The organism is Sporosarcina sp. PTS2304 (assembly GCF_003351785.1).
GTDB lineage: Bacteria > Bacillota > Bacilli > Bacillales_A > Planococcaceae > Sporosarcina.
This window is the reverse complement of record NZ_CP031230.1, coordinates 3,053,236-3,074,735: the sequence shown is the minus strand read 5'-3', so window position 1 is coordinate 3,074,735 and position 21,500 is coordinate 3,053,236. Positions and strand designations below refer to the sequence as shown.

Sequence of the window (21,500 nt, the reverse complement as noted above, 5' to 3'; positions counted from 1 at the left end):
AGTCAATTATTTGACCTATCGACTCTTTACAAGCAAGTTTACAGCTTCATTAATAATCGACTCATGTGTACGATCATCGGTTTCATCCAAGTTCTCCATGCACGCAATTAAGTTAGTACTCACTACGACGCCGATTGTTCGATCAATTGCAGAACGACTGGCAGATAATTGGGTGATGACTTCTTTACAATCCTTGCCTTCTTCCATCATACGCAAGACGCCTTTAATTTGACCTTCAATTCGTTTTAAGCGATTTTTTACTTTGTCATCGTATTCCATTTCTCTCACCGTCCTTTTCATTACACTTATCATATACCCCTGTAGGTATAATGTCAACCAAAAGGTTTACGTATTATTTCGGCTCCTCACCATAATCTGTTATTGACCAAAAAAGAGTATAAAAAACATCTGTATCCACTAAAGTTGTAAGTACGACCGAAAAAGGAAATGAAATAATTCTTTACGCGCAAACCACAGCATTATAAGGAAACCATTTTACTGGAGTGTAATTTAGAATGGATTATGTACTAAAGGGAGTCAAGACCATGTTTTGGTGAAAAGCCTTTATTTATCGATTCCATTCGACAAGCTTCTTCTATTCTGAATTTTTCCGCGAAATGTGGTATACTAGTTCTAGTAAGCTATTGTACGTTTATTCCACCTGTCCTGGCAGATGAGATTCTAACTAATGAAGGAGTTGATTTGAATGGCATTCCCACGTAAAGATCGTCCGGTTTCTGATTTTGTAGCATCTCGACATGTAGATGAAGTCATATCTTTCAACCGTAATGATCATGAAGTTTCTGGAACCATCCACAAGATTCTTGAAAACTCCGTCATCGTCAAAATTTCCGATGCAGACGCAGAGCAAATTGGTGCAGCTTCCAATATGACTGTCGTTGCACACAAAAATTACACAATTGTTTAACTTTTCTTGATGCCTTGCAGCTTACTTGCAGGGCTATTTTTTTTTGCTCAGAAATAAGTTTTCCATACTATTAATCACAAAACCTTCATGATACAATAAAATCAATCACAAATAATGATAGAAGGAGGTTATCCTATGCAGTTAGAAGAGTTAAAGACGTTTGTCGCTGTAGTAGACAGTGAAAATTTCACAAAGGCTGCGCGACTGTTAAAAATCGCCCAACCGACTGTTAGTTTACACGTAAAAAACTTGGAATCTACGTTACAGACGCCGCTATTGACCCGGACGTCCCGCAGCTTTCAAGTAACACCTGCCGGACAATTATTATATGAACGCGCAATTGAGCTTATAAAGTTAGCAGACCGTACAAAGGTTGAGCTGCAACAGCAGCAAAGGCCAGTAAAAGGTCCTCTACGCATCGCTTCCACCCCTGTCATTGCAGAAGGAATTTTACCTGACGTTCTCACACGGTTACATGCAAAGTTTCCAGATCTGCTTATTGAACTACATGTAGATGACTCTTACGCGATTGCTAATCTATTGCGCCAGAAGAAAGCAGATGTGGGTTGCAGTGAAGTAGCAGAAATATCGTCAGCTACTATGTTTATGCAAGATGAATTACTTCTTGTTTCATCCTCCACCCACCCTTTAGCTCATAAGAAAAGTTCTTCGATTATAGACTTACAAAATGTTCATTGGATTTTGCCGGACACGAAAGATCCGAGCCGGACACTGATCGATCAGTCGCTGCAACAATACGGTGTAAATCCTACACATACTATCGTCAGTTCACCTGAAAGTAGGAAACAATCCGTACTGAGCGGTTTAGGTATAGCCTTTTTATCCCGTCATAGCTGTAAGCGGGAATTCGAACGTGGCGAACTCACTGTTTTATCTTATAAGCTTTCGCCGATTCGACGTCCTTTCTACACACTTACTGCGAAACCATCCGCCACTTCACAAGTCTTTTTAGATGAATTAGATGCCTACTGCCGTTTATGGAAACTATGAGCTAGCTTGCCAATTTCTTTAATTCCCTTTTACTGCGCCAGTTGACTAGGAATATACCTACACTGATTAGCAACCCGCCGAAAATCAGTGAGATAGACAATTGCTCGTCCAATAACACCCAGCCAGATAACGTGCCGAAAAATGGCGCGAGGAACAGAAACGCACTCGTTCGCTCGGGATTTCCCGTTTGCAGTAAATAGAACCAAATCGAAAACTGAATAATGGATGCTGCAATCGCCAGCCATCCTAAAATGGCTAGCGATAAAGCATTCGCTACAAAGAACGGCTCCTCCAATATATAGCTTGCCACGAATAAGAGTAATCCGCCAAACAGCATTTGATACGCCGTCATCACCCATGTATCAAAGCGATGACCATGTACTTTTACGAGCAATGTCGCACAAGCCCACGCTACAGCAGACATAAATCCAAGAATCGTCCCAATTTTTAAATCCAAATGGCCGCCCATCGTGATAAATACGCCAAACAAACCACAAATTACACCCAACCATTGTTGTAAACGATAACGGATTTTCAATACAAGCGTACCAATTACAACGACTAACAATGGATTAGTAAACGTTAAAATCGATGTTTCTCCTGAAGTAATCGTACGTAATGCCATGAAAATACAACCCATTACAGCAGCAGTTTGCAATGAACCGATCAGCACCAGCCATTTCCACTCGCCCAACGATTGGGGGTGCGGCTTCTTTGCTATTTTGACAACGACCGCCATAATTACCCCTGCAATTGTAAAACGTAAAGCGACTAGCAGCAAAGGCGATGAATATTCCAGTCCAATTTTACCAATCGCAAACGACGAACCCATTAATCCGGTCGTTACGACTACTAGAAATCCAAACAGTAGTTTGTTCATAGAATTACTCCTTTTCCGTCCACTTACTAATTGGCGTGTTCTTTGTCAGCGGCATCTGCATACGGCCAATCAAAGCTTCAATAGCAGGCGGCATATAGCGATTTTTTAAATACGTTAAATAGACAGTACGTGTAAGCCTAGGGGAATCAATTATTTTGATAACGAGAGACGAATCGATGCGATTATCAAAATACCTTTGGGGTATAATAGAAATCCCTATATTCGCTCTCACTAGTTCTATAATCGTCTCAAACCGCTCCACTTCATATTGAATAGTCATGGGGACGTTCGCTTCTTCAAAAGCGGTGATAATATCATGTCTCGTCTGAAACCCATCACTCGTTATAATAAAAGGCTCATTTTCTAAATCAGCTAGTGTCAACTGAAATTTTTTTGCCAATGGATGAGCAGGATGTATAATCACAGCGAGTCTTTCTTCGTAAAGCGGAGTGGTCAATAGATGAGGAGCATCCATGAAATGATTAGTTAAGCAAGCATGCACTTCATATTGACGAAGCGCTCGCTCAACATCTTCACGATCGAGCACTTCAGTTAACTTTACCTTCATTGCCGGAAAAGCTTGCTGATACCAATGTAAAATAGAGGGAATCCAATTTTTCACCGATTCAATCATTCCAATTTGCACGGAGCCATTACCATTCCACTTCACTTCTTTAATCTCTTGCTGTAAAATATCCGTTTCGTTCAAAATAAAAAGTGCACGTTTATAAATTACTTTTCCCGATTCGGTCAACTGAAGTTTTTTTGTTGTTCGTTCCAAAAGACGAAAGCCTACTTCAGATTCTAGGTTTTTAATCGCTTTACTTAAAGATGGTTGTGATAAATGTAATTTTTTTGCTGCCTCAGAAAAACTAGCCAGCTGAACGACTGTCACAAAATACAGCAATTGCTTAATTTCCATGCAAATCTCCCCCATTTATAACTAAAAGGCATGAGTATATGAAAAAGAGGTATTAGAAATAATAAATGAAACACTTTATACTAAATGTACCATGAGTGAAAGGATGAAGTATATTGTTAATTCAAACAAATAAATCAGACTGGTCCGGTCGTGTAGATAGTACTACTAATAGATCCGCATTTCGTATGCATCAAATCGTTCAACTTTCGGAGTTAAAAGAAAGCGTTACCAATAAGACATGTGCATTAATCGGCTTCTCATCTGAAGAAGGAGTCCGCCGCAATAATGGCCGACTCGGGGCTGCTGCAGGTCCAAATGCTCTGCGGGGTGAATTAGCTAAACTCCCTTGGCGCATGCCTGCAGAATGCCAACTGTTTGATATAGGTACGATAGTGTGCGAAGACACGCAATTAGAAAGTGCCCAAGCTGAATTAGGAGCTGCTGTTCAAAAAAGTTTAGAGAAGAAAGCGCATCCGGTCATTTTAGGTGGCGGTCACGAAACCGCTTACGGTCATTATTTAGGTGTGCGAGAGTTTATCGGCCCTGACGCGAAGCTTGGCGTCGTTAATATCGATGCTCATTTCGATTTGCGAAGCTATGATGAGCAACCCAGTTCGGGCACAATGTTCAAGCAAATGCTCGATACAGATCCAAACGTGGAATATTTAGTAGTGGGAATTCAGGAGTTCGGAAATACAGACATTCTATTCGAAGAGGCAGATGCTCAAGGTGTGACGTATGTGCTAGAGCAGGAAATTTCATCGGGTCATCTGGACGATACTTTGAAGAAAATCATCTTATTCATTGAACAACAAGACTATGTTTTGTTAACATTATGCTCTGACGTCTTGAATGCGGCATGCGCACCCGGTGTAAGTGCACCTTCACCTTTCGGACTGGATCCATTGGTCGTGCGTACATTTATCCAAACAGTCGCCTCTCATGAGAAAACCCTTTCATTTGACATCTCAGAAATTAATCCGGCGCTTGATATTCAAAACCAAACAGTGAAACTAGGCGCTTATTTAACAAACGAAGCAATTGTCGCTTTGCTAGGAGGAAGAACGACATGACAATCGAGCTCAATCAAATTACTACGCTATTTTTAGCACTAGCTCTTTTAACGATCGGAACGATGTTAGTACGTAAGGTTGGCTTCCTTCAAAAATTTTGCATCCCCGCCCCTGTTGTAGGCGGGTTGCTTTTCGCTATTTTAGCGACTATTTTGAAGTATTTTGACTTACTTAGCTTTCAATTAGACACTTCACTACAAAATTTATTTATGTTAACATTCTTCACAACAGTTGGTTTAGGAGCAAGTTTTAGCTTAATTCGTCTAGGTGGAAAACTATTGCTCATTTATTGGGCAGCCTGTGGATTTTTAGCTTTGGCTCAGAACGTCATTGGTGTTTCGATGTCTTACCTATTTAATCTTCACCCGTTAATCGGTATGATGGCAGGTGCTGTCTCGATGGAAGGTGGTCATGGCGGAGCTACCGCATACGGACAAACATTGGAGAGTCTAGGTATCGACTCCGCACTTTCAATTGGTATCGCTGCCGCTACATTCGGACTCGTCGCGGGCGGATTGGTAGGAGGACCGATTGTTAGGTTCCTTATTAAAAAGTATAAGTTACAATCTACTGAAGTGGAACACGAAGTGGCGTACTCTGCAGAAGCACACGAACCAGCGATCAATACTGATAACTTCTTGACGCAAGTGTTGCTTATCACTTTGTGTATTGCAGGTGGTACATTCATCGGTGACTTGTTCTCTGACGCTACCGGATTTGTCATGCCAGGCTATGTCGGGGCTATGTTCGTTGCTGTGATCGTACGCAATCTCGTCGATCGAGTAAAGCCAGATGCTGTTCATATGACAAGCATCAACTTAATCGGTGACGTGTCTCTTGGAATATTTTTATCGATGGCATTAATGAGCATTAAATTATGGGAAGTTGCCGACTTGGCACTACCATTATTAGTGATCGTCTTTGTACAAGTATTGTTCGTTGTGCTATTCGGTATTTTCGTCTTGTTCCGTATTCTTGGTAAAAACTACGACGCCGCTGTCATGGTAGCCGGTTTTGCTGGTCACGGTCTTGGCGCTACACCAAACGCTATGGCTAATATGGCGGCTGTAACAGAACGATACGGCCCTTCGCGCAAGGCGTTCCTGATCGTTCCTATTGTCGGTGCGTTCTTGATAGACGTTGTGTCGATGCCGATTATTATTACGACGATTAATATATTTAGTTGATGTAGAGTGGTGATGGGAAGTTGCAAGTCAGTCGGGGTTCGTACAGAAATTGGAGTGGGGTGAGTGACTTCTCCTTTGGTGGTGCAGAAAAATAGTATACGTGCTAGGATTCTCCCTGCAGAACCGGACGCTTTCCTGAGGGTGCGCAGCGGACTCGCCAGAAGTGCGTTGGCGATTACGCCTGTAAATGCAAAGATGTGCTCCTTTTCGCTGCGCTTCACTCGCAAAAGCCGTACTTCGCAACGGCTTTCACTCTGATCCTCCAGAAGTCGCCGGTTCTTTCGGGAGAATCCTTGAGTTTGTGTCGGGAAGTCAGTTGGTGTTCGTCCAGAATTTTGAATGGGGTAAGTGACTTCTCCAGTGCGGTGCAGAAAAGCAGTGTACGTGCTAGGATTCTCCCTGCAGAACCGGACGCTTTCCTGAGGGGGCGCGGTGGACTCGCCAAAAGTGCGTTGGCGATTACACCTGTCAAGTGCCAAAATGTGCTCCTTCTCGCTGCGCTTCACTCGCAAAAGCCGTACTTCGCAACGGCTTTTCCTGATCCTCCAGGAGTCGCCGGTTCTTTCGGGAGAATCCTTGAGTTTGTGTTCGTAAGTCAGTCTGTGTTCGTCCAGAAATGAAGGATGGCAAATTACGCTTCCTGAACAGTGTAGATAAAGCTTTAGATTGTCTGACGAATGTGTATAGAGTCATTTCTTTTTCCACTCAGTTCATTGAAACAGTCATAGTAGCTAGCAACACGTCACCGCTTTTTAACTTCAAAAACGGTCGCATTGTATCAGACATTTCTACTTGGTTTTCACTACCTACAAAGAGTGATCAACCTGTCTTACATACACAAAGTCCGGCTGAAGCTGGAAGACGATCGACTCCGGGAGGATCAGGACGACAGGCGTAACCCGCAGCGCTTGACGGTCCGCCGCGTCCCCTCCGGAAAGCGTATCGTCTGGAAGCGCAACCCGCATGACACGCTAAGTCAGCCTCACTCCATCTAATCCCCAAAGTCAAAATCGTCTTTAAATAAATGAATGAGAAAATTATACATCTATACACTTTCAATAACCGGATGCTCACCGGTTATTTTTGCGTTCGTTTTGGACGTAATTCGCTTACACTTCTGTTAAACTGAAAACACAAAACTACATCCGAAGAGAGGTTTCTTATATGAAAGAACAACTAATCGAACGCTTAATTCGTTATGCAAAAATCGACACACAGTCAAATCCCGACTCGGTGACTACACCGTCTACAGCAGGCCAGTGGGAGTTATTGCATATGTTAGAGAAGGAACTGGCTACTATTGGCTTGGAAGAAATTTCACTGGACGAGAACGGCTATTTATTTGCGACGTTGCCAGCGAACACAGACAAAGAACTACCGACTGTCGGCTTTTTAGCGCATGTCGATACGGCGGCAGACTATACAGGTACTAACGTCCAACCACAGCGTATTGATAACTACGATGGTAAGGATATTCCTTTAAATGAAACGACAATGATGACAGTGCAGGCATTCCCCGAGCTTACTAATTATGTTGGGCATACGCTGATCACAACAGATGGCACGACATTGCTTGGGGCCGATGATAAAGCAGGCATCACGGAAATTATGACGGCTATGCAATACTTAGTCGAACATCCGGAGATCAAGCACGGTAAAGTTCGTGTCGGTTTCACACCTGACGAAGAAATTGGACGTGGCCCACACAAGTTCGATGTGGAACGATTCGGTGCAACATATGCTTATACGATGGACGGTGGACCACTTGGCGAATTACAGTATGAAAGCTTCAACGCAGCGGGCGCGGTGCTAACATTCCACGGAACGAACGTGCATCCAGGTACTGCGAAAGGAAAAATGGTCAACTCTTTATTAATTGCGGCAGAATTCCAAGCAGCGATGCCAGCGAATGAAATCCCACAAGAAACCGAGCATTATGAAGGATTCATTCATTTAATGGAAGCGGAAGGTACGGTAGAGAAAACAACGTATCACTATATTATTCGTGATTTCGACCGACAAGCATTCGAAGCGCGAAAACAGCTAGTACAAGATACAGTGACACGTCTTCAGGAAAAGCATGGATTACATGCGGTAGAACTTTCATTGACTGATCAATACTTCAATATGGGTGAAAAGATTGAACCGGTCATGGAAATTGTTGACGTGATTGCAGATGTCTATCGTACGCTTGGCATCGAGCCTAAAATTGAACCGATTCGCGGCGGGACAGATGGCTCACAATTATCGTATATGGGTATGCCTACACCGAATATTTTCACAGGCGGCGAAAATTATCATGGGAAATATGAATTCATTTCAGCTGACAATATGGTACTGGCAACTCAAGTAATTATCGAAGCATTGAAACTTCAAGAGCAACGGGGATAAACAGATGAAAGCTATTGGAATTGGTATTTTGTCTGCACTCTTTTTTGCGGTTACCTTCGTTCTAAATAGATCGATGGAGCTAGAAGGTGGAAGCTGGTTGTGGAGTGCTTCGTTACGCTACTTCTTCATGGTGCCATTTCTTGTGGCGATTGTGGCTTTACGTGGCGGATTGGGCGGAATGAAGAGGGAAATGACCGCTTCCCCCCTTCCCTTCTTCGGCTGGAGCTTTGTAGCATTCGTTCTATTTTATGGACCGTTGACGTTCGCTGCGGGGTATAGTCCAGGCTGGTTAGTGGCGGGAACATTTCAAATGACTATTGTGGCAGGTGTATTGCTAGCACCCTTCTTCACATTTCAAGTATTAAACAAAACGGGAGAATTGCAGACTATTCGGCATCGTATTCCTATCGCCTCCCTACTGATTTCATTGATTATTTTAGCAGGCGTCGTCTTAATTCAAATCCCACATGCCAGCAGTATTCCATTGAAATCTATTTTGCTGGGAACATTGCCTCTAGTAGTTGCAGCTTTCTCTTATCCATTAGGTAATCGCAAGATGATGAACTTGCTTAATGGACGGTTGGATATGTTCCAACGTGTTTTGGCCATGACTCTCATGACGATTCCCGTTTGGTTACTGATGGCTATTTATGCATGGGCGACAGTAGGTCCTCCTTCTATGAGTCAAGTTATTCAATCTTTGTTAATCGCTATTAGTTCAGGCGTCATTGCAACTTCTCTCTTTTTCATGGCAACCGACATGGTGCGACAGGATCAGGGGAAATTAGCTGCAGTAGAAGCTACACAATCTATTGAGTTAATCTTTGCGATGATCGGGGAAATGATCTTACTCAGTCTTCCTTTACCTAGCACGGTTTCATTGATTGGTGTGTTAGTCATTATTGGCGGGATGTCATTGCATAGTTACCAAACAGCTTTGGCTGCTAAACGATAAATAAAAGGCGATCTGCGAAGTCTTGTCATACAGACTTTTCAGATCGCCTTTTTTAGACGTTTCGTTCTTTCACTTGTCGTATCATTCGTTTTTTCATTATTTGCGGTTTCACTTCAGATAATACAATCGCGATAAATATGAGTAACGCGCCCAAAAACATACGAAACGTTAGCAGTTCATAGGCGAGCGCAACGGAAAATATCATGCCCCATACAGACTCTGTCGACAAAATAATCGCTGCTTTCGTTTCAGATACATATTTTTGCCCTATCGTTTGCATCAAAAAGGCGATCGTCGTTGAGAAAACAGCCAAATACAGTAAGGAACTAACACCAGTCGTATCTATCGAAAAAGATGTTTCTCCCAATAAAATCACAGTGACACAGCCAACCACCGCAGCCACGGCCATCTGTAGCAATGTTAATAATACCGCATCTTCCGTTCGAACAAATCGCGCTGTGTAAAAAATATGAAATGCAAACATGACTGCACAACCGAGTGTCAGTACATCGCCAATATTAATACCAGCAGACCATTGCAGAGAAAGAACCGCTACACCAATGAGCGCTAACACGGCACCAAATAATTCAAATGTATCAAGTCTTCTTTTATATAATATGAGGGCGATGAACGGAACTATGACTACATTTACACCTGTTAAAAATGCATTTTTTGAAGGCGTTGTAAATTGCAGACCGACCGTTTGCAGTGCAAAAGCCATGTACAACAACAAGCCGAGCAGTGCACCTTTCCATAAGACAGACTTGTCCATCTGACGCAAGCGTTTATGGAATACGATGCTGAGCATGACCGCTCCAATCGTAAATCGCACGGCTAAAATTTGATAGGGAGTATAGTGATCGAGCGCGATGGCACTCATCACAAACCCGCTTCCCCAAATAACCGCAGTAATTACTAACCCTATTTCACCTATATATTTCTTCACACCATTCACCATACTTCCACTTAGCTGTCGTATTAGTTTACCATGAATAGTAGAGGGAACATAGCGAATTTTCCAAAGCAAATACCCCGCTTCTAGACAGAGGCAGGGGTTAGTTGAATGATGAGAACTACGAAAGTAATATGACTAGTTATTATGTTTAAACTCATCATATTGGCTATCTGAGCTTGCATAAGTTGAAAAAGCAACAGAGCGATATTTGTTTGTAGAGTGAGTGTACGAGGATTCTCCCTGCAGAACCGGACGCTTTCCTGAGGGGACGCGGCGGACTCGCTAAAAGTGCGTTGGCGATTACGTCTGTCACCCTAATCCTCCCAGAGTCGCCGGTTCTTCCGGGAAAATCCTTGAATTTGTGTCGGGATGTCAGTTGGTGTTCGTCCAGAAGTTTGAGTGGGATAAGTGACTTTTCTTTTTTGGTGAAGAAAATGAGTGTACGTGTGAGGATTCTCCCTGCAGAACCGGACGCTTTCCTGAGGGGACGCGGCGGACTCGCCAGAAGTGCGTTGGCGATTACGCCTGTCGTCCTGATCCTCCAGGAGTCGCCGGTTCTTTCGGGAGAATCCTGGAGTTTTTGTTGGGAAGCCAGTTAGTGTTCGTCCAGAAATAGAGTATGGTAAGTTCTGCTTCCTAAACAGTGTGGTGAAGCTTTGGATTTGCTGACTGAATGCATATAGAGTCATTGCTTTTTTTCCCTCAGTTCATCGAAGCGGTCATAATAGCTGATAATACTTCACCACTATCTAACTTCAAAAGCGGTCAGATTGTATCAAACAATTCTACTTGGTTTTCATCCTCTACAAAGAGTGATCAGCCTGTCTTACACACACTAAGTACGGCTGAAGCTGGAAGACGATCGACTCCGAGAGGATCAGGGTGACAGGTGTAACTCGCAATGCACTTTTGCGAGGTCCACCGCGCCCCCTCCGGAAAGCGGCTGGACTTGTCACAAGGACTAGACAGCCGCTTGATATGTTTTGTGAGGGAGTTATTCCGCTTTACTAGAATTTCCCACTGATTTTTTTGATTGAGACGTTCAACTTTTGCTTCATTCCTCATACAACCCAATCTCTTTAATCGCTCGTTCGACAAGCGTTGGATCTACGGACTTATCAAAATCAATTTCCCCACGAATCGCACCGTTCGCTTTGTACGTTTCGTATTGCTTCTTTATATCATCAACGAACATTTTACCGTTCGGATCCAGTCCTGTGACAAACACCCTATCCCATAAGTCAGGATCTTTAAGAGAAGTATGCTTCACCATAATATCGACAACTTCTTTCTTTCCTTTACCTTTAAAGAAGGCATCGTTATAATCACGTACTCCTTTTAAATAGGCAGCCATAAAACGGATCGACAGCTCTTCATTGGCCATGAATTTAGGCGAAGCCAATACCATCGCAATCTGTGATTCAGGTGCATAATCAGTCGTATCCCCAAACCGAACATGGAACTTATTGTGAATTCCTTGTGCGATTAACGGTTCAATATTGAGTGCCGCATCAATAGTTCCCGAATCAATCGCCCCAAGCATCGCTCCAAAGTCTGCGATGTGAACATATTCTACATCGTCTTCTGTCAAGCCCGCATGCTTTAGCATCTCTTCGTAAATATAACCGTCAATCGAATTTCGGGAAGAGACTGCAATTTTCTTACCTTTGAAATCACTATAGTCTTTGATTACATCGATCATATGATTGCCGATGACGAAACTAAAATACGATTTCTCTGGCATATTATGGCCTTTATCAGCAATAATTCGCACATCGATTCCTTGTGCAATCGCGTTAAAAAAGGAAGCTGTGGAGACACCGCCAGCGATATCGACTTCTCCTGCCGCTAATGCCGGCAACATATCATCACTATTCGCAAAGTCTGCAAAATCTACTGTAATGTTGTAGTCTTCAAAATAGCCTTTTTCCTTAGCAATATAAAATCCAGCACCCGATGCCGCACCATCTTCCGCGATGTATATTTTCGCTCGTTTTTCAAGCGGTGCCAAATCTCCAGACGGTTGTGTTCCATCATCCGTTACAGGTTGTACGGTTTCCTTCGGAGAACAAGCACCAATGACTAATACAGCTGCGAGCATCATGACCCAACCTACTTTTTTCAACCACTTTCCCACACCATCGCTCCTTCTATCGTTTACTCTCTTGACTTCAAAACTTCCTCTTGTAAGTGTTGCCATATCTCAATGAAAATCGCTGCCATTTCGGGATCTTTTCTACTATCCTCAATCTTTCGTGGTCGCGGATGGTCTATCGTAATTTCAGCTATAATCTTTCCAGGCTGCGCACCCATCAACAAAATGCGATCACTTAATAGCAACGCTTCATCGATACTATGTGTAATGAATAAAACCGTCTTCTTCGTCTCCGCCCAAATAGTCAACAGTTCCTCTTGTAAGATGAATCGATTTTGTTCATCTAGTGCGCCAAACGGTTCATCCATTAGCAAAATCTCCGGATCATTGGCAAATGCCCTTGCGATACTAACTCGTTGTTTCATACCGCCAGATAACTCTTTAGGATACAAGGAAGCAAATCGTTCCAACCCTGTTTTCTTCAAATATTCATTCGTTCGTTCTTCAATCAATGCTTTTGGTAATTTACGCATCTTCAAACCGTATGCGACGTTTTCGCGAACAGTCAACCACGGAATCACTCCACGTTCTTGAAACACCATCGACTGCAACGGTCGATCTTCAGAATCTGTCTCAATCGTAAAACTTCCTACACTCGGTTGTTCAAGCCCAGCCAAAATCCGAAGAAGGGTCGTCTTACCGCACCCGCTAGGACCGACTAGGCAAACAAACTCTCCTTCTTCAATCGTTAGGGAAATATCTTCTAGGGCGATGACACTCCCTTGTTTCTTGTAAAAAGTCTTCATGAGACCATCTACTATGATTTTAGGTCGCCCTTTCATCTTCTTCACCTCCAAGGCAATAACTTCTGTTGAAGAGCACGTAATAGTACTGAAAATAAGTAGCCGAAAAAGGAGATGAGAATGAGGCCTACATACATTTCAGGTAATAAAAAGGCTTTATAGGAAGTCCAGATCAAATAACCGATACCCGAAGTGGCCCCCATCATTTCTGCAGCTACAATAGTTAATAGTGCAATGGCCTGCCCCATCTGAATTCCTTCTAGCATGACAGGTAACGAACCAGGAAGAGCAATTGTAAAAAAGAAATTCCAACGATTCGTTTGATAATTATTTGCGACATCCAAATAAATTTTATCGATGTTCAAGACACCCGCAGCTGTATTGATGACAACAGGGAAAAACACACTTCCCGCAATCGTCACGACTTTCGACAAATCTCCAATGCCAAACAAAATAATGATAATCGGCAATAAGGCTAATGTCGGAATCGGCATAAGAGCCATAACAATCGGCTGAATGAAATGTCGTATCGGCGAATATAAACCCATTAACAACCCGATCATCACACCCGGAATGACACCTGCTAAAAATCCGATGAAAATTCGGTACAATGAAACACCGACATGTTTCGCCATCATACCACTGACGATCATGTCATAAAACGTTTGAACAATTCGGCTTGGAGGAGGGAAAAACCGAATATCTAGCACACCGGCCCTCGACAGTATTTCCCACAATACCAACAGAAAGATCGGCGACACAATAGTCAATAATTGCTTACCGCGTTCATTCCGCCGTCTTCTCTGCCATTCTTTTTGTTCTACTTCAAATGATTGGTCACGAGCTAGTTGTTGATCTTTCACCCTTCACCACCTCTTCACTGCCTATTGTATGTAATTGCCTAGTGAGTTGGTTGGGCTTACGTATCGCTATGAATGACTGGACGAACCATTTGTCTCTACTCCCTTTTTTGCTTATACTAACTTTATGAATACACTTACAGCAGACCAAATCAGAGAATTGAATAGTTATAGTATTTACGTAGACATACCAAAGCATCCGATATGTACGTTGTCCGATCTACAAGACCACACAAAGGTCAGGGATGTAGTTCGAGTCATACAGACAGTTAGCCAAAGCCCAGATGAAGTCGTAGCTGCCTCCTATTTTATGCGTCGCATCGGGATGTTTTTTGCTATGCAGTTATACAATCTTGCGGCATACGATGAGTTATGGAGCGGTACGCCAGAAAATTTACAATTCGGGGTGGTGGAGGAATACGGAAACAGAACGATTAGTACTTTCGTAGCTGCCAATGACTGGCAAACGGTTGAAGACGATGATCGCTACATACGAATCCGCGGAATTTTGGAAGATGCTCATGCAGTCATTACTTCATTGCGTACAGCGGTACCTCTTTCCCCACTCACTGCATGGGAGAACGTTTTCGGTTTTTGGCTATGGCAATACCACGTATTATTATCAGATCCTGCAAGCGAATTGGAAGCACGAGAGGATTTGGAAGTATTGAAACGTGATGATGTATGGTTGGGTATTCATACGCATTCACGATTTTCTAGTTACTTAAACGGATCAGAACCGTCTGCCTTACTGAACACAACGGTGCGTAAAACCTGTTGTTTTTCAAAAGACGTACCTGGCTTACTACGTTGTGGTTTTTGTCCATTACCATAACAAACAGATCCTTTCGCGTTTCGTTGCGAAGGACCTGTTTTAACTGTTTCTATATGCACGAAGCGATTGCTTTGTAGAAAAGATAATCCCCATAGCCGCCCCGCTATAGAAAAAACCCATGAAAATACCAGCGGATAAATTTCCTGGATGACTGACAAAAATGGATAAAAACAATCCGCTAGCGGTTGCGACTGTCGATAACCAAGTGAGCGGAACATTCAGCAGCCATTTGGCTAGCAAGACAATAACTAGCACGACGGGAACACCCCAAACGGCGTCCCAAATATTCGTATGAACTATCGGGAATTCTGTTAACACGCACTACATCCTTTCTTTTTTATTAGCATGTGTAAGTAGTGCATTTTTATCCATCATACGAAAAAAGCCTTCCAGTATTAGCACTGAAAGGCTTCCTCATTACACTTCTTTTGTAGCAGCACGTCGAATTTCTCTTCGTCGGGCATAAATATTTTGCACGACAACTTTTCCTACCGCATAGGCTGGAACCGCCACTAAAATCCCTAAAAATCCCGCAATACTTCCTGCTACTAATAGCACTGTGATTACAGTCAGCGGATGAATATCAAGTGTTTTCCCCATGACATTCGGCGTAATTAAATTACTATCTGTCTGTTGCGCAACTAATGTCACCACGCCTACCCAAATGACTAACTTTGGATCTTGCAAGTACGCGATGAGTAAGGCGGGAGCGACTGCAATCCACGGCCCGATAAATGGAATCAGATTCATGAATAAAGCGAGAATCGCCAACAGCAATGCATATTCTAAGCCAATAATTAGGTATCCGACAAGTATAATAGTTGCCAGAATAGCACTAATCAGTAACTGCCCCTGAATATATGAACGTAGCACGTGATCAATATCTGAAAGAGTTTTCTTCACCCATTCACGACGTTGTCCAGAAAACAAATTATAAATTTTAGGTGCAAACTTTTCGTGATCCTTCAACATAAAGAAGAAGAAAAATGGAACGAGTAGTAATAAGACGACCGCTTGGACAAACGATTGGATAAATTGAATGAACCATTTACCAAACTTTACCGCAAACGATTGAACAGACTCTATCGCTGAGTTCAGTGAATCTTGTAATCCTTCAGGTAAATTATCTTTCTGATTAATTACCTCATTTTTTAATTGGTCTAACTGTCTTGTTAGAGCAGGCCCATTTTCGACTAGATTGTTTACTTGCTTTGTAACAATCGGACCGATCAGCGCGATTAAAATCCATAGAACCGCCACTAAGATGAGAATGACGGAAACGATGCTCCCCCATCTAGGCATTCCTTTTTTCTCCAGCAAACGCTGAATCGGCTCTGTCATATAGTACAGTAAACCACCAAAGATTAACGGCATAATAATCGTCTGTAAAATGATACCGACTGGCTTAAAGATGTAATTTACTTCCAAGAAATATTTAGTAATTAAAAGAGCAAGTAAAATGCCGACTCCCACTTGGAACCATACTTTCTTCGTCACATTCTCACTTCCTTTCGTTTGTAATTATACAAGTAATATTAGTATACGTTGTTCAGTAGTTCCTGTCGAAATTTGCCTTCATAAAGTATTGCTATACAATAACCGTGGAATTCTACACTGTATTGTAACAATTATTGACTAACATATGAAGAAATTTAAAAGTTCCCTTGTCCAATCTGTTATTCATCGGTAAAATAGGTCTGTCTTGGAAGGAATTAAAATTCATCCAGAAAAACAACAAAGAAATGAAGGGATCTTATGTTACAACAAACTTGGAATCGTCTTTGGTCATTACACGATCAAGTAAAAGACGTCTTCCGTTTTTTCGCCGCGCCTAATTCTTCGGAAATGGTCAAGGGCGGTGACGGTGGGAAAAAAATTGGTGTTCAAAATGAAGGAGGGGGTAGGGATTCTCGTAGTTATTCTGCCACACAGCTAATCGGCTTACTACTAGGTCCATTATTGTTTTCCCTTATTTTACTCTTTTTCAAACCTGCTGATTTATCTACAGCGGGTATTGCGATCCTTGCTAGTACGGTGTGGATTGCAGTTTGGTGGATTACAGAGGCTATTCCGATTCCCGTCGCCTCCATGTTGCCGCTCGTTCTCTTTCCACTAACAGGCGGACTCGAAATGAAAGAAACAGCTTCTTCTTATGGTGATGAAACTATTTTCTTATTCATGGGCGGCTTTATGATCGCACTTGCGCTCGAAAAATGGAATCTCCATCGTAGAATTGCTTTAACTATTATTTCGGCAATTGGTACAAATATGGATAAAATTGTATTGGGTTTCATGGTTGCGACCGGATTTCTTTCCATGTGGATTTCGAACACTGCGACCGCTATGATGATGGTGCCTATTGGTCTTGCGATTATTACACAAGTAACCATAGCATTGAAAGAGGATTCATCAATCGATACATCAAAAGAAAATTTTGGGTTCGGTAAAGCATTAATGCTAGGTATCGCTTACTCCGCTTCTTTAGGCGGCATTGCCACGTTGATCGGAACACCTCCAAATACATTGTTAGCAGGAGCCGTTAACAAAATTTATGGCATTGAATTATCATTTGGTAAATGGATGTTGTTCGGTGTACCATTCGCTTGGGTTTTCATACTGTTGACTTGGTTCTACTTAGTAAAAATCGTCTATAAGTCTCCTGTAAAAGATTTGCCAGGAGGACGTGAAGTAATCGAACAAGAAAAGAAATTATTAGGCCGTCCTTCGATTGAAGAAATTCTCGTATTTATCGTCTTTTCTTTAGCAGCTTTTTCATGGATCACGCGATCGTTCTTCTTGTCTAAGTTTGTAGATGGATTAAGTGACGGATTAATCGCTATCGTCTTCGCTATGATTCTATTCATCATTCCTTCTTTCAATAAAAAGGGAGATCATTTGCTGGATTGGAATACAGCAGTTAAGTTACCATGGGGTATTTTACTATTATTTGGTGGTGGACTTGCGATTGCTGCTGGATTCGTCAGCAGTGGACTTTCAGAGTGGATTGGTACTCAACTGATTGGTTTAAAAGGTGTTCCGTTGATCGTCATTATTTTAATCGTTTCCACTCTCGTCATTTTCTTGACTGAAATTACGTCGAATACTGCCACGGCTTCAATGATGTATCCAATTATGGCATCGTTAGCACTTGCGCTAGGTTTCCATCCGTATGCGCTAATGATTGCTGCTGGCGTGGCTGCTTCTTGTGCATTCATGCTGCCCGTTGCAACTCCGCCAAACGCAGTTGTTTTCGGTTCGGGATATTTACGTATTCCCGACATGGCAAAAGCAGGCTTTGCACTCAATATTTTAGGCGTTGTACTCGTAACGCTTTGTATTTACTTCTTACTCCCTCTACTTTGGGGTATTGACTTACATACCATTCCTGAAGTATTTAAAGGGTAATTCCAACAGGTGCTGGACACATTCCATGCACCTGTTTTTCTATTGCAAAGCAAGTTTAGACTTTTCATTGTCTATCTCACCTCACTAATCATTCGTCGCCTTCTTTTGCGGAAACGGATCATAAGCACGTAGACTAACGGAATTATTGCTGAGAATACAGCTAAACCCATCCAGCCTGCATATTGCCAGAGAGGTGTCGTCAGCGTACTTCCCGCCGCCATTCCGACATAGTAAGAAACGAGATACAAACTAGATGCACTGCCTTTATGATGGGTTGCCTCTTTGCTGACAGAAGCCGCAGTTAATGAATGAGCCGAGAAAAACCCAAGGCAGATGATGCAATAGCCGATGACGACAAATGGTAATTTCATCGGAATTGTTAGTAAACAACCGACAGCGAGAAAGAAAACACCTGTCAGACGAATTGTTTTCATACTATACTTTGCTGCGAGTGAACCTGCAAGCGGTGCACCGATAATTCCAAACGCATAAGCAAAGTAAATATAAGACACTTCGTCTAACGTCAAATCAAAAGGAGAAACGGTGAGATGGAAAGGCAAAAATGTCCACATTCCTGTGAAACTTAATTGCATGACAATTCCTAGCCCAAACACGATTAACAAATTGGGATTTTTCAAATGAAAACCAAAACCCTCCATATCTTTTCTCACTGATTCCCTACTCGGTTGAAAGTGTCTAGATTTAGGCAAAGCTAGTAATAACAGCAAAAACACCCCTACACCGCATAGTGTAAGTAGTTGCAGAGACAATTCCCATGACCAGCGCTCTGCCAAATAACCTGTCACAAAACGCCCAAGCATACCACCCGTTCCATTAAATGAAATATAAAGTGCAGTCGCTACGCTTACCACACGTTCATGGATCTCTTCGTTGATATAAGCAAGAGCAGCAGCTAGTACACCTGCCATCGCAAACCCTTGTAAAAAACGTAGGAAGAGAATCATCAGAAAAGACTGTGTCAAAAACATAGGGATAAATAATAAGGCCGTCAATAAAATGGATGTTTTCACAAAAATTGAACGTCCAATGCGATCAGAGTAAAATCCTAAAATGACGAGACCGATAATCAATCCAATTGTATTAATAGACATCGCTAAACTAGCAGTCGAGACAGAGACATTAAATTCTGTTGTTAAAATCGGTAAAAGTGGCTGGATTGCATACATAGAAGCAAAAATGAGCATAGAAGCCAACCCAAGCCCGAGGACGATACGCCAATAACGCAATTCGCGAATAGTCGATTTAGTTTGTTGTTTCATACAGGCACTTCCAGTCAATAAAATACGAATAATAAAATTATAGCACTTTTGAGATACACATACACAAAGTCTTCATCATCCAGCTTGACTGCGCGTTAATTGCCTATCGTGTATATGCTGGATTGTTCAGTTATGAGCGCGAACACAATCGCTATGAGCGGTTGCGAACATTCTATGAGCGCAAACACGATTGCTATGAGCGGAAGTGACCATTCTATGAGCGCAAAGGAAAAGACTTTATTTTAATTGTATCTCAGCCTCTTCATTTTACTTTCCATGTGAACGTTCAAACGTCATATAAATCCCTTCCTTTTTCGATGTTTTTATTTCTTTATAAGTGGGTATTTATATAATAACAATAAAAACGGAGGCGATCTCATGGATCACAAAGATCATGGAACTGAAGATAAATTAAAAGGATTAGGTAATAAAATCAAAGGAAGCGTAAAAGATGTAGTAGGCGATGTAACTGACGATACAAAGATGCAAGTTGAAGGTAAGTTGGACAAAGCAAAAGGTGAAGTTCAACAAAAGATCGGTAAAGCAAAAGAGCATTTCAGTGATACGGAGGCACACGATGAACGCCCATAATAGTATATACTTAGCCTGCGTACGGTAGCAGGCTTTTTCCATGTAAAAAACGGTTCTTCCATCTCACTGGAAGAACCGTTTTTTTTTACAGATTATTTGTATCTATTCGTGGACTATTCGGAATCGGATTGCCTACTTCCTCGTTAGGGTCACCCGCTAAACTTTCTCCACTGTCTGTTTGCCTGACTGAACTATCATGAGGATTAATGGAATCTGCCCGTTCTTCATCAGACAACGGCTTGACAAACAATGCAATTCCCCCTTCTTTTAAATCATTATAGAAGTTCTTTGCCTCTTGCTTATCAAACCCCATTTTGATGAAAATCGTTAACATTTCATCTTTGTCGTTGAATAATCTACGCGTATGATCCCAAATGGAGCCATCTTGGATTCCGATCAATTCAATTTTCGAATCGCCCTCTAATATCTTCAAGTCGTCTCGTACATTCGATACCGCACACATATGATTTTTTTGAAATCCCTGCGCTTCAAGCTCGGTTATTTTATAAAGGACATTATCAATGGAATGAAATGTACCGACGTACTGTTTTTTCGTCATTGCTGCACCTCCCTTATATCATGCTATGCTTTACTACTACCCGCCTAACTGAATTTTCACACATTCCATTGGATGGTTAATCTCCTACGTATAGTTTTTTTCTTCTTGCACACTCTAAAGGTATCAAGTGAAAAGGAGTGCTGTGGAGTGGAAATGAAAAACAAAGTAGAATCTGAAATATCAAAAATGGGTGAGGACAAAAAGGAACAAATTTTACAAAACTTCAATAACTTTAAAGGATTTCTTGCGGAAAAAGTAGAAAAAGGTGAAAACCTAGGATTAAGCGATGAACAACTTGCAAAAACAACAGAGTTTATTGCAAATTATTTATCCCGCCATGAGGAACCTCGAAATCGAGAGCAGTATTTATTACAAGAATTATGGGATTCAGGATCCAAAGAAGAACAACATTCACTTGCACATATGTTACTAAAAATGGTTCGTCAAGCATAATAGGAGGAATGCTATATGGTGTTTAAAGGAAATCCCTGTCCCGAAAAGAATCCCAATACGTATCGGTTAATCCAAACGCATCCTGAAAATTTGCATACGAATACGGTTAGTTTGTTCGATTTACACGAAGATATGCAGACCGTTGATGCCATTTCCCTTCCTGATCAACGGCAAGACCTCAAAAAAGAAAAGCATAACCACTCCCCTCGTTACAGTGGCGGAACTCCGTCAACGGATTACGGCGCTCCTAGATAGAATCACATATAAAGTCGTACAGTATCCCACTGTACGACTTTTCCTCATGTTTGACGATAGAT

The 21,500-nt window shown here is 42.0% G+C and carries 22 protein-coding genes; 11 read left to right on the top strand and 11 right to left on the bottom strand.

Features of this window, described 5'->3' with window-relative positions:
• Positions 1 to 15: 15 nt before the first annotated feature.
• Positions 16 to 279 (bottom strand): metal-sensitive transcriptional regulator, encoded by a 264-nt coding sequence (locus DV702_RS14690; protein ID WP_114925418.1) that lies wholly within the window; start codon positions 277 to 279, stop codon positions 16 to 18.
• A gap of 427 nt (positions 280 to 706) precedes the next feature.
• Here DV702_RS14690 and DV702_RS14685 point away from each other — a divergent pair, with 427 nt between their 5' ends.
• Together DV702_RS14685 and DV702_RS14680 are read left to right on the top strand one after the other, a co-directional pair.
• Positions 707 to 928, top strand: coding sequence for a DUF2187 family protein (locus DV702_RS14685; protein WP_114925417.1), 222 nt, complete (start codon positions 707 to 709; stop codon positions 926 to 928).
• 135 nt (positions 929 to 1,063) lie between these two features.
• The gene (locus DV702_RS14680; RefSeq protein WP_162805819.1) at positions 1,064 to 1,939 is read left to right on the top strand and encodes a LysR family transcriptional regulator; all 876 of its coding nucleotides are present in this window, start codon (positions 1,064 to 1,066) and stop codon (positions 1,937 to 1,939) included.
• A gap of 1 nt (position 1,940) precedes the next feature.
• On the opposite strand, the gene DV702_RS14675 is transcribed toward DV702_RS14680, so the two are convergent.
• Both DV702_RS14675 and DV702_RS14670 read right to left on the bottom strand, forming a co-directional pair.
• Entirely contained in the window at positions 1,941 to 2,819 is an 879-nt protein-coding gene (locus DV702_RS14675; RefSeq protein WP_114925415.1) for a DMT family transporter, read from the bottom strand.
• A gap of 4 nt (positions 2,820 to 2,823) precedes the next feature.
• Positions 2,824 to 3,741, bottom strand: coding sequence for a LysR family transcriptional regulator (locus DV702_RS14670; RefSeq protein WP_114925414.1), 918 nt, complete (start codon positions 3,739 to 3,741; stop codon positions 2,824 to 2,826).
• A 113-nt stretch (positions 3,742 to 3,854) separates the two neighbouring features.
• On the opposite strand from DV702_RS14670, the gene hutG reads away from it, so the two are divergent.
• The 4 genes from hutG (at position 3,855) to DV702_RS14645 (ending at position 9,347) form a co-directional block, all read left to right on the top strand.
• The gene (hutG, locus tag DV702_RS14665; RefSeq protein ID WP_114925413.1) at positions 3,855 to 4,814 is read left to right on the top strand and encodes a formimidoylglutamase; all 960 of its coding nucleotides are present in this window, start codon (positions 3,855 to 3,857) and stop codon (positions 4,812 to 4,814) included.
• Entirely contained in the window at positions 4,811 to 6,001 is a 1,191-nt protein-coding gene (gltS, locus tag DV702_RS14660; RefSeq protein ID WP_114925412.1) for a sodium/glutamate symporter, read from the top strand. Before hutG ends, gltS begins: the two co-directional genes overlap by 4 nt.
• 1,164 nt (positions 6,002 to 7,165) lie before the next feature.
• The gene (gene pepT, locus DV702_RS14650; RefSeq protein WP_114925410.1) at positions 7,166 to 8,392 is read left to right on the top strand and encodes a peptidase T; all 1,227 of its coding nucleotides are present in this window, start codon (positions 7,166 to 7,168) and stop codon (positions 8,390 to 8,392) included.
• A gap of 4 nt (positions 8,393 to 8,396) precedes the next feature.
• The gene (locus DV702_RS14645; protein ID WP_114925409.1) at positions 8,397 to 9,347 is read left to right on the top strand and encodes a DMT family transporter; all 951 of its coding nucleotides are present in this window, start codon (positions 8,397 to 8,399) and stop codon (positions 9,345 to 9,347) included.
• 52 nt (positions 9,348 to 9,399) lie between these two features.
• Here the strand turns inward: DV702_RS14645 and DV702_RS14640 are convergent, their stop codons facing one another.
• The 4 genes from DV702_RS14640 to DV702_RS14620 all read right to left on the bottom strand — a co-directional run bounded on the left by DV702_RS14640 (position 9,400) and on the right by DV702_RS14620 (position 14,063).
• Entirely contained in the window at positions 9,400 to 10,293 is an 894-nt protein-coding gene (locus DV702_RS14640; RefSeq protein ID WP_114925959.1) for a DMT family transporter, read from the bottom strand.
• A gap of 1,063 nt (positions 10,294 to 11,356) precedes the next feature.
• Positions 11,357 to 12,406: an ABC transporter substrate-binding protein gene (locus DV702_RS14630; protein ID WP_205407260.1), complete on the bottom strand. Its 1,050-nt coding sequence runs from the start codon at positions 12,404 to 12,406 to the stop codon at positions 11,357 to 11,359.
• Positions 12,407 to 12,459: 53 nt separating this feature from the next.
• The gene (locus DV702_RS14625) at positions 12,460 to 13,239 is read right to left on the bottom strand and encodes an ABC transporter ATP-binding protein (RefSeq protein WP_114925407.1); all 780 of its coding nucleotides are present in this window, start codon (positions 13,237 to 13,239) and stop codon (positions 12,460 to 12,462) included.
• Positions 13,240 to 13,244: 5 nt separating this feature from the next.
• Complete coding sequence (locus DV702_RS14620; protein WP_114925406.1) at positions 13,245 to 14,063, bottom strand: ABC transporter permease; 819 nt, start codon at positions 14,061 to 14,063, stop codon at positions 13,245 to 13,247.
• A 124-nt stretch (positions 14,064 to 14,187) separates the two neighbouring features.
• Here DV702_RS14620 and DV702_RS14615 point away from each other — a divergent pair, with 124 nt between their 5' ends.
• Entirely contained in the window at positions 14,188 to 14,895 is a 708-nt protein-coding gene (locus DV702_RS14615; RefSeq protein ID WP_114925405.1) for a hypothetical protein, read from the top strand.
• Positions 14,896 to 14,934: 39 nt separating this feature from the next.
• On the opposite strand, the gene DV702_RS14610 is transcribed toward DV702_RS14615, so the two are convergent.
• Positions 14,935 to 15,213 (bottom strand): hypothetical protein, encoded by a 279-nt coding sequence (locus tag DV702_RS14610; RefSeq protein WP_114925404.1) that lies wholly within the window; start codon positions 15,211 to 15,213, stop codon positions 14,935 to 14,937.
• A gap of 99 nt (positions 15,214 to 15,312) precedes the next feature.
• On the bottom strand, positions 15,313 to 16,392 hold the full coding sequence (locus DV702_RS14605) for an AI-2E family transporter (protein WP_114925403.1): 1,080 nt from the start codon (positions 16,390 to 16,392) through the stop codon (positions 15,313 to 15,315).
• Positions 16,393 to 16,650: 258 nt separating this feature from the next.
• On the opposite strand from DV702_RS14605, the gene DV702_RS14600 reads away from it, so the two are divergent.
• Entirely contained in the window at positions 16,651 to 18,300 is a 1,650-nt protein-coding gene (locus DV702_RS14600; RefSeq protein WP_114925402.1) for an SLC13 family permease, read from the top strand.
• Positions 18,301 to 18,371: 71 nt separating this feature from the next.
• On the opposite strand, the gene DV702_RS14595 is transcribed toward DV702_RS14600, so the two are convergent.
• The gene (locus tag DV702_RS14595; protein ID WP_205407187.1) at positions 18,372 to 19,580 is read right to left on the bottom strand and encodes an MFS transporter; all 1,209 of its coding nucleotides are present in this window, start codon (positions 19,578 to 19,580) and stop codon (positions 18,372 to 18,374) included.
• 378 nt (positions 19,581 to 19,958) lie between these two features.
• On the opposite strand from DV702_RS14595, the gene DV702_RS14590 reads away from it, so the two are divergent.
• Entirely contained in the window at positions 19,959 to 20,171 is a 213-nt protein-coding gene (locus DV702_RS14590) for a CsbD family protein (protein ID WP_114925400.1), read from the top strand.
• An 85-nt stretch (positions 20,172 to 20,256) separates the two neighbouring features.
• Here the strand turns inward: DV702_RS14590 and DV702_RS14585 are convergent, their stop codons facing one another.
• A complete protein-coding gene (locus DV702_RS14585; RefSeq protein ID WP_114925399.1) occupies positions 20,257 to 20,730 on the bottom strand; it encodes a general stress protein in 474 nt (157 codons plus the stop codon).
• A 153-nt stretch (positions 20,731 to 20,883) separates the two neighbouring features.
• Here DV702_RS14585 and DV702_RS14580 point away from each other — a divergent pair, with 153 nt between their 5' ends.
• Together DV702_RS14580 and DV702_RS14575 are read left to right on the top strand one after the other, a co-directional pair.
• The gene (locus DV702_RS14580) at positions 20,884 to 21,183 is read left to right on the top strand and encodes a DUF3243 domain-containing protein (protein ID WP_114925957.1); all 300 of its coding nucleotides are present in this window, start codon (positions 20,884 to 20,886) and stop codon (positions 21,181 to 21,183) included.
• Positions 21,184 to 21,198: 15 nt separating this feature from the next.
• Positions 21,199 to 21,438 carry a hypothetical protein gene (locus DV702_RS14575; protein ID WP_114925398.1) on the top strand — a complete coding sequence of 80 codons (240 nt, stop codon included), beginning with the start codon at positions 21,199 to 21,201 and terminating at the stop codon, positions 21,436 to 21,438.
• Positions 21,439 to 21,500: the final 62 nt, after the last annotated feature.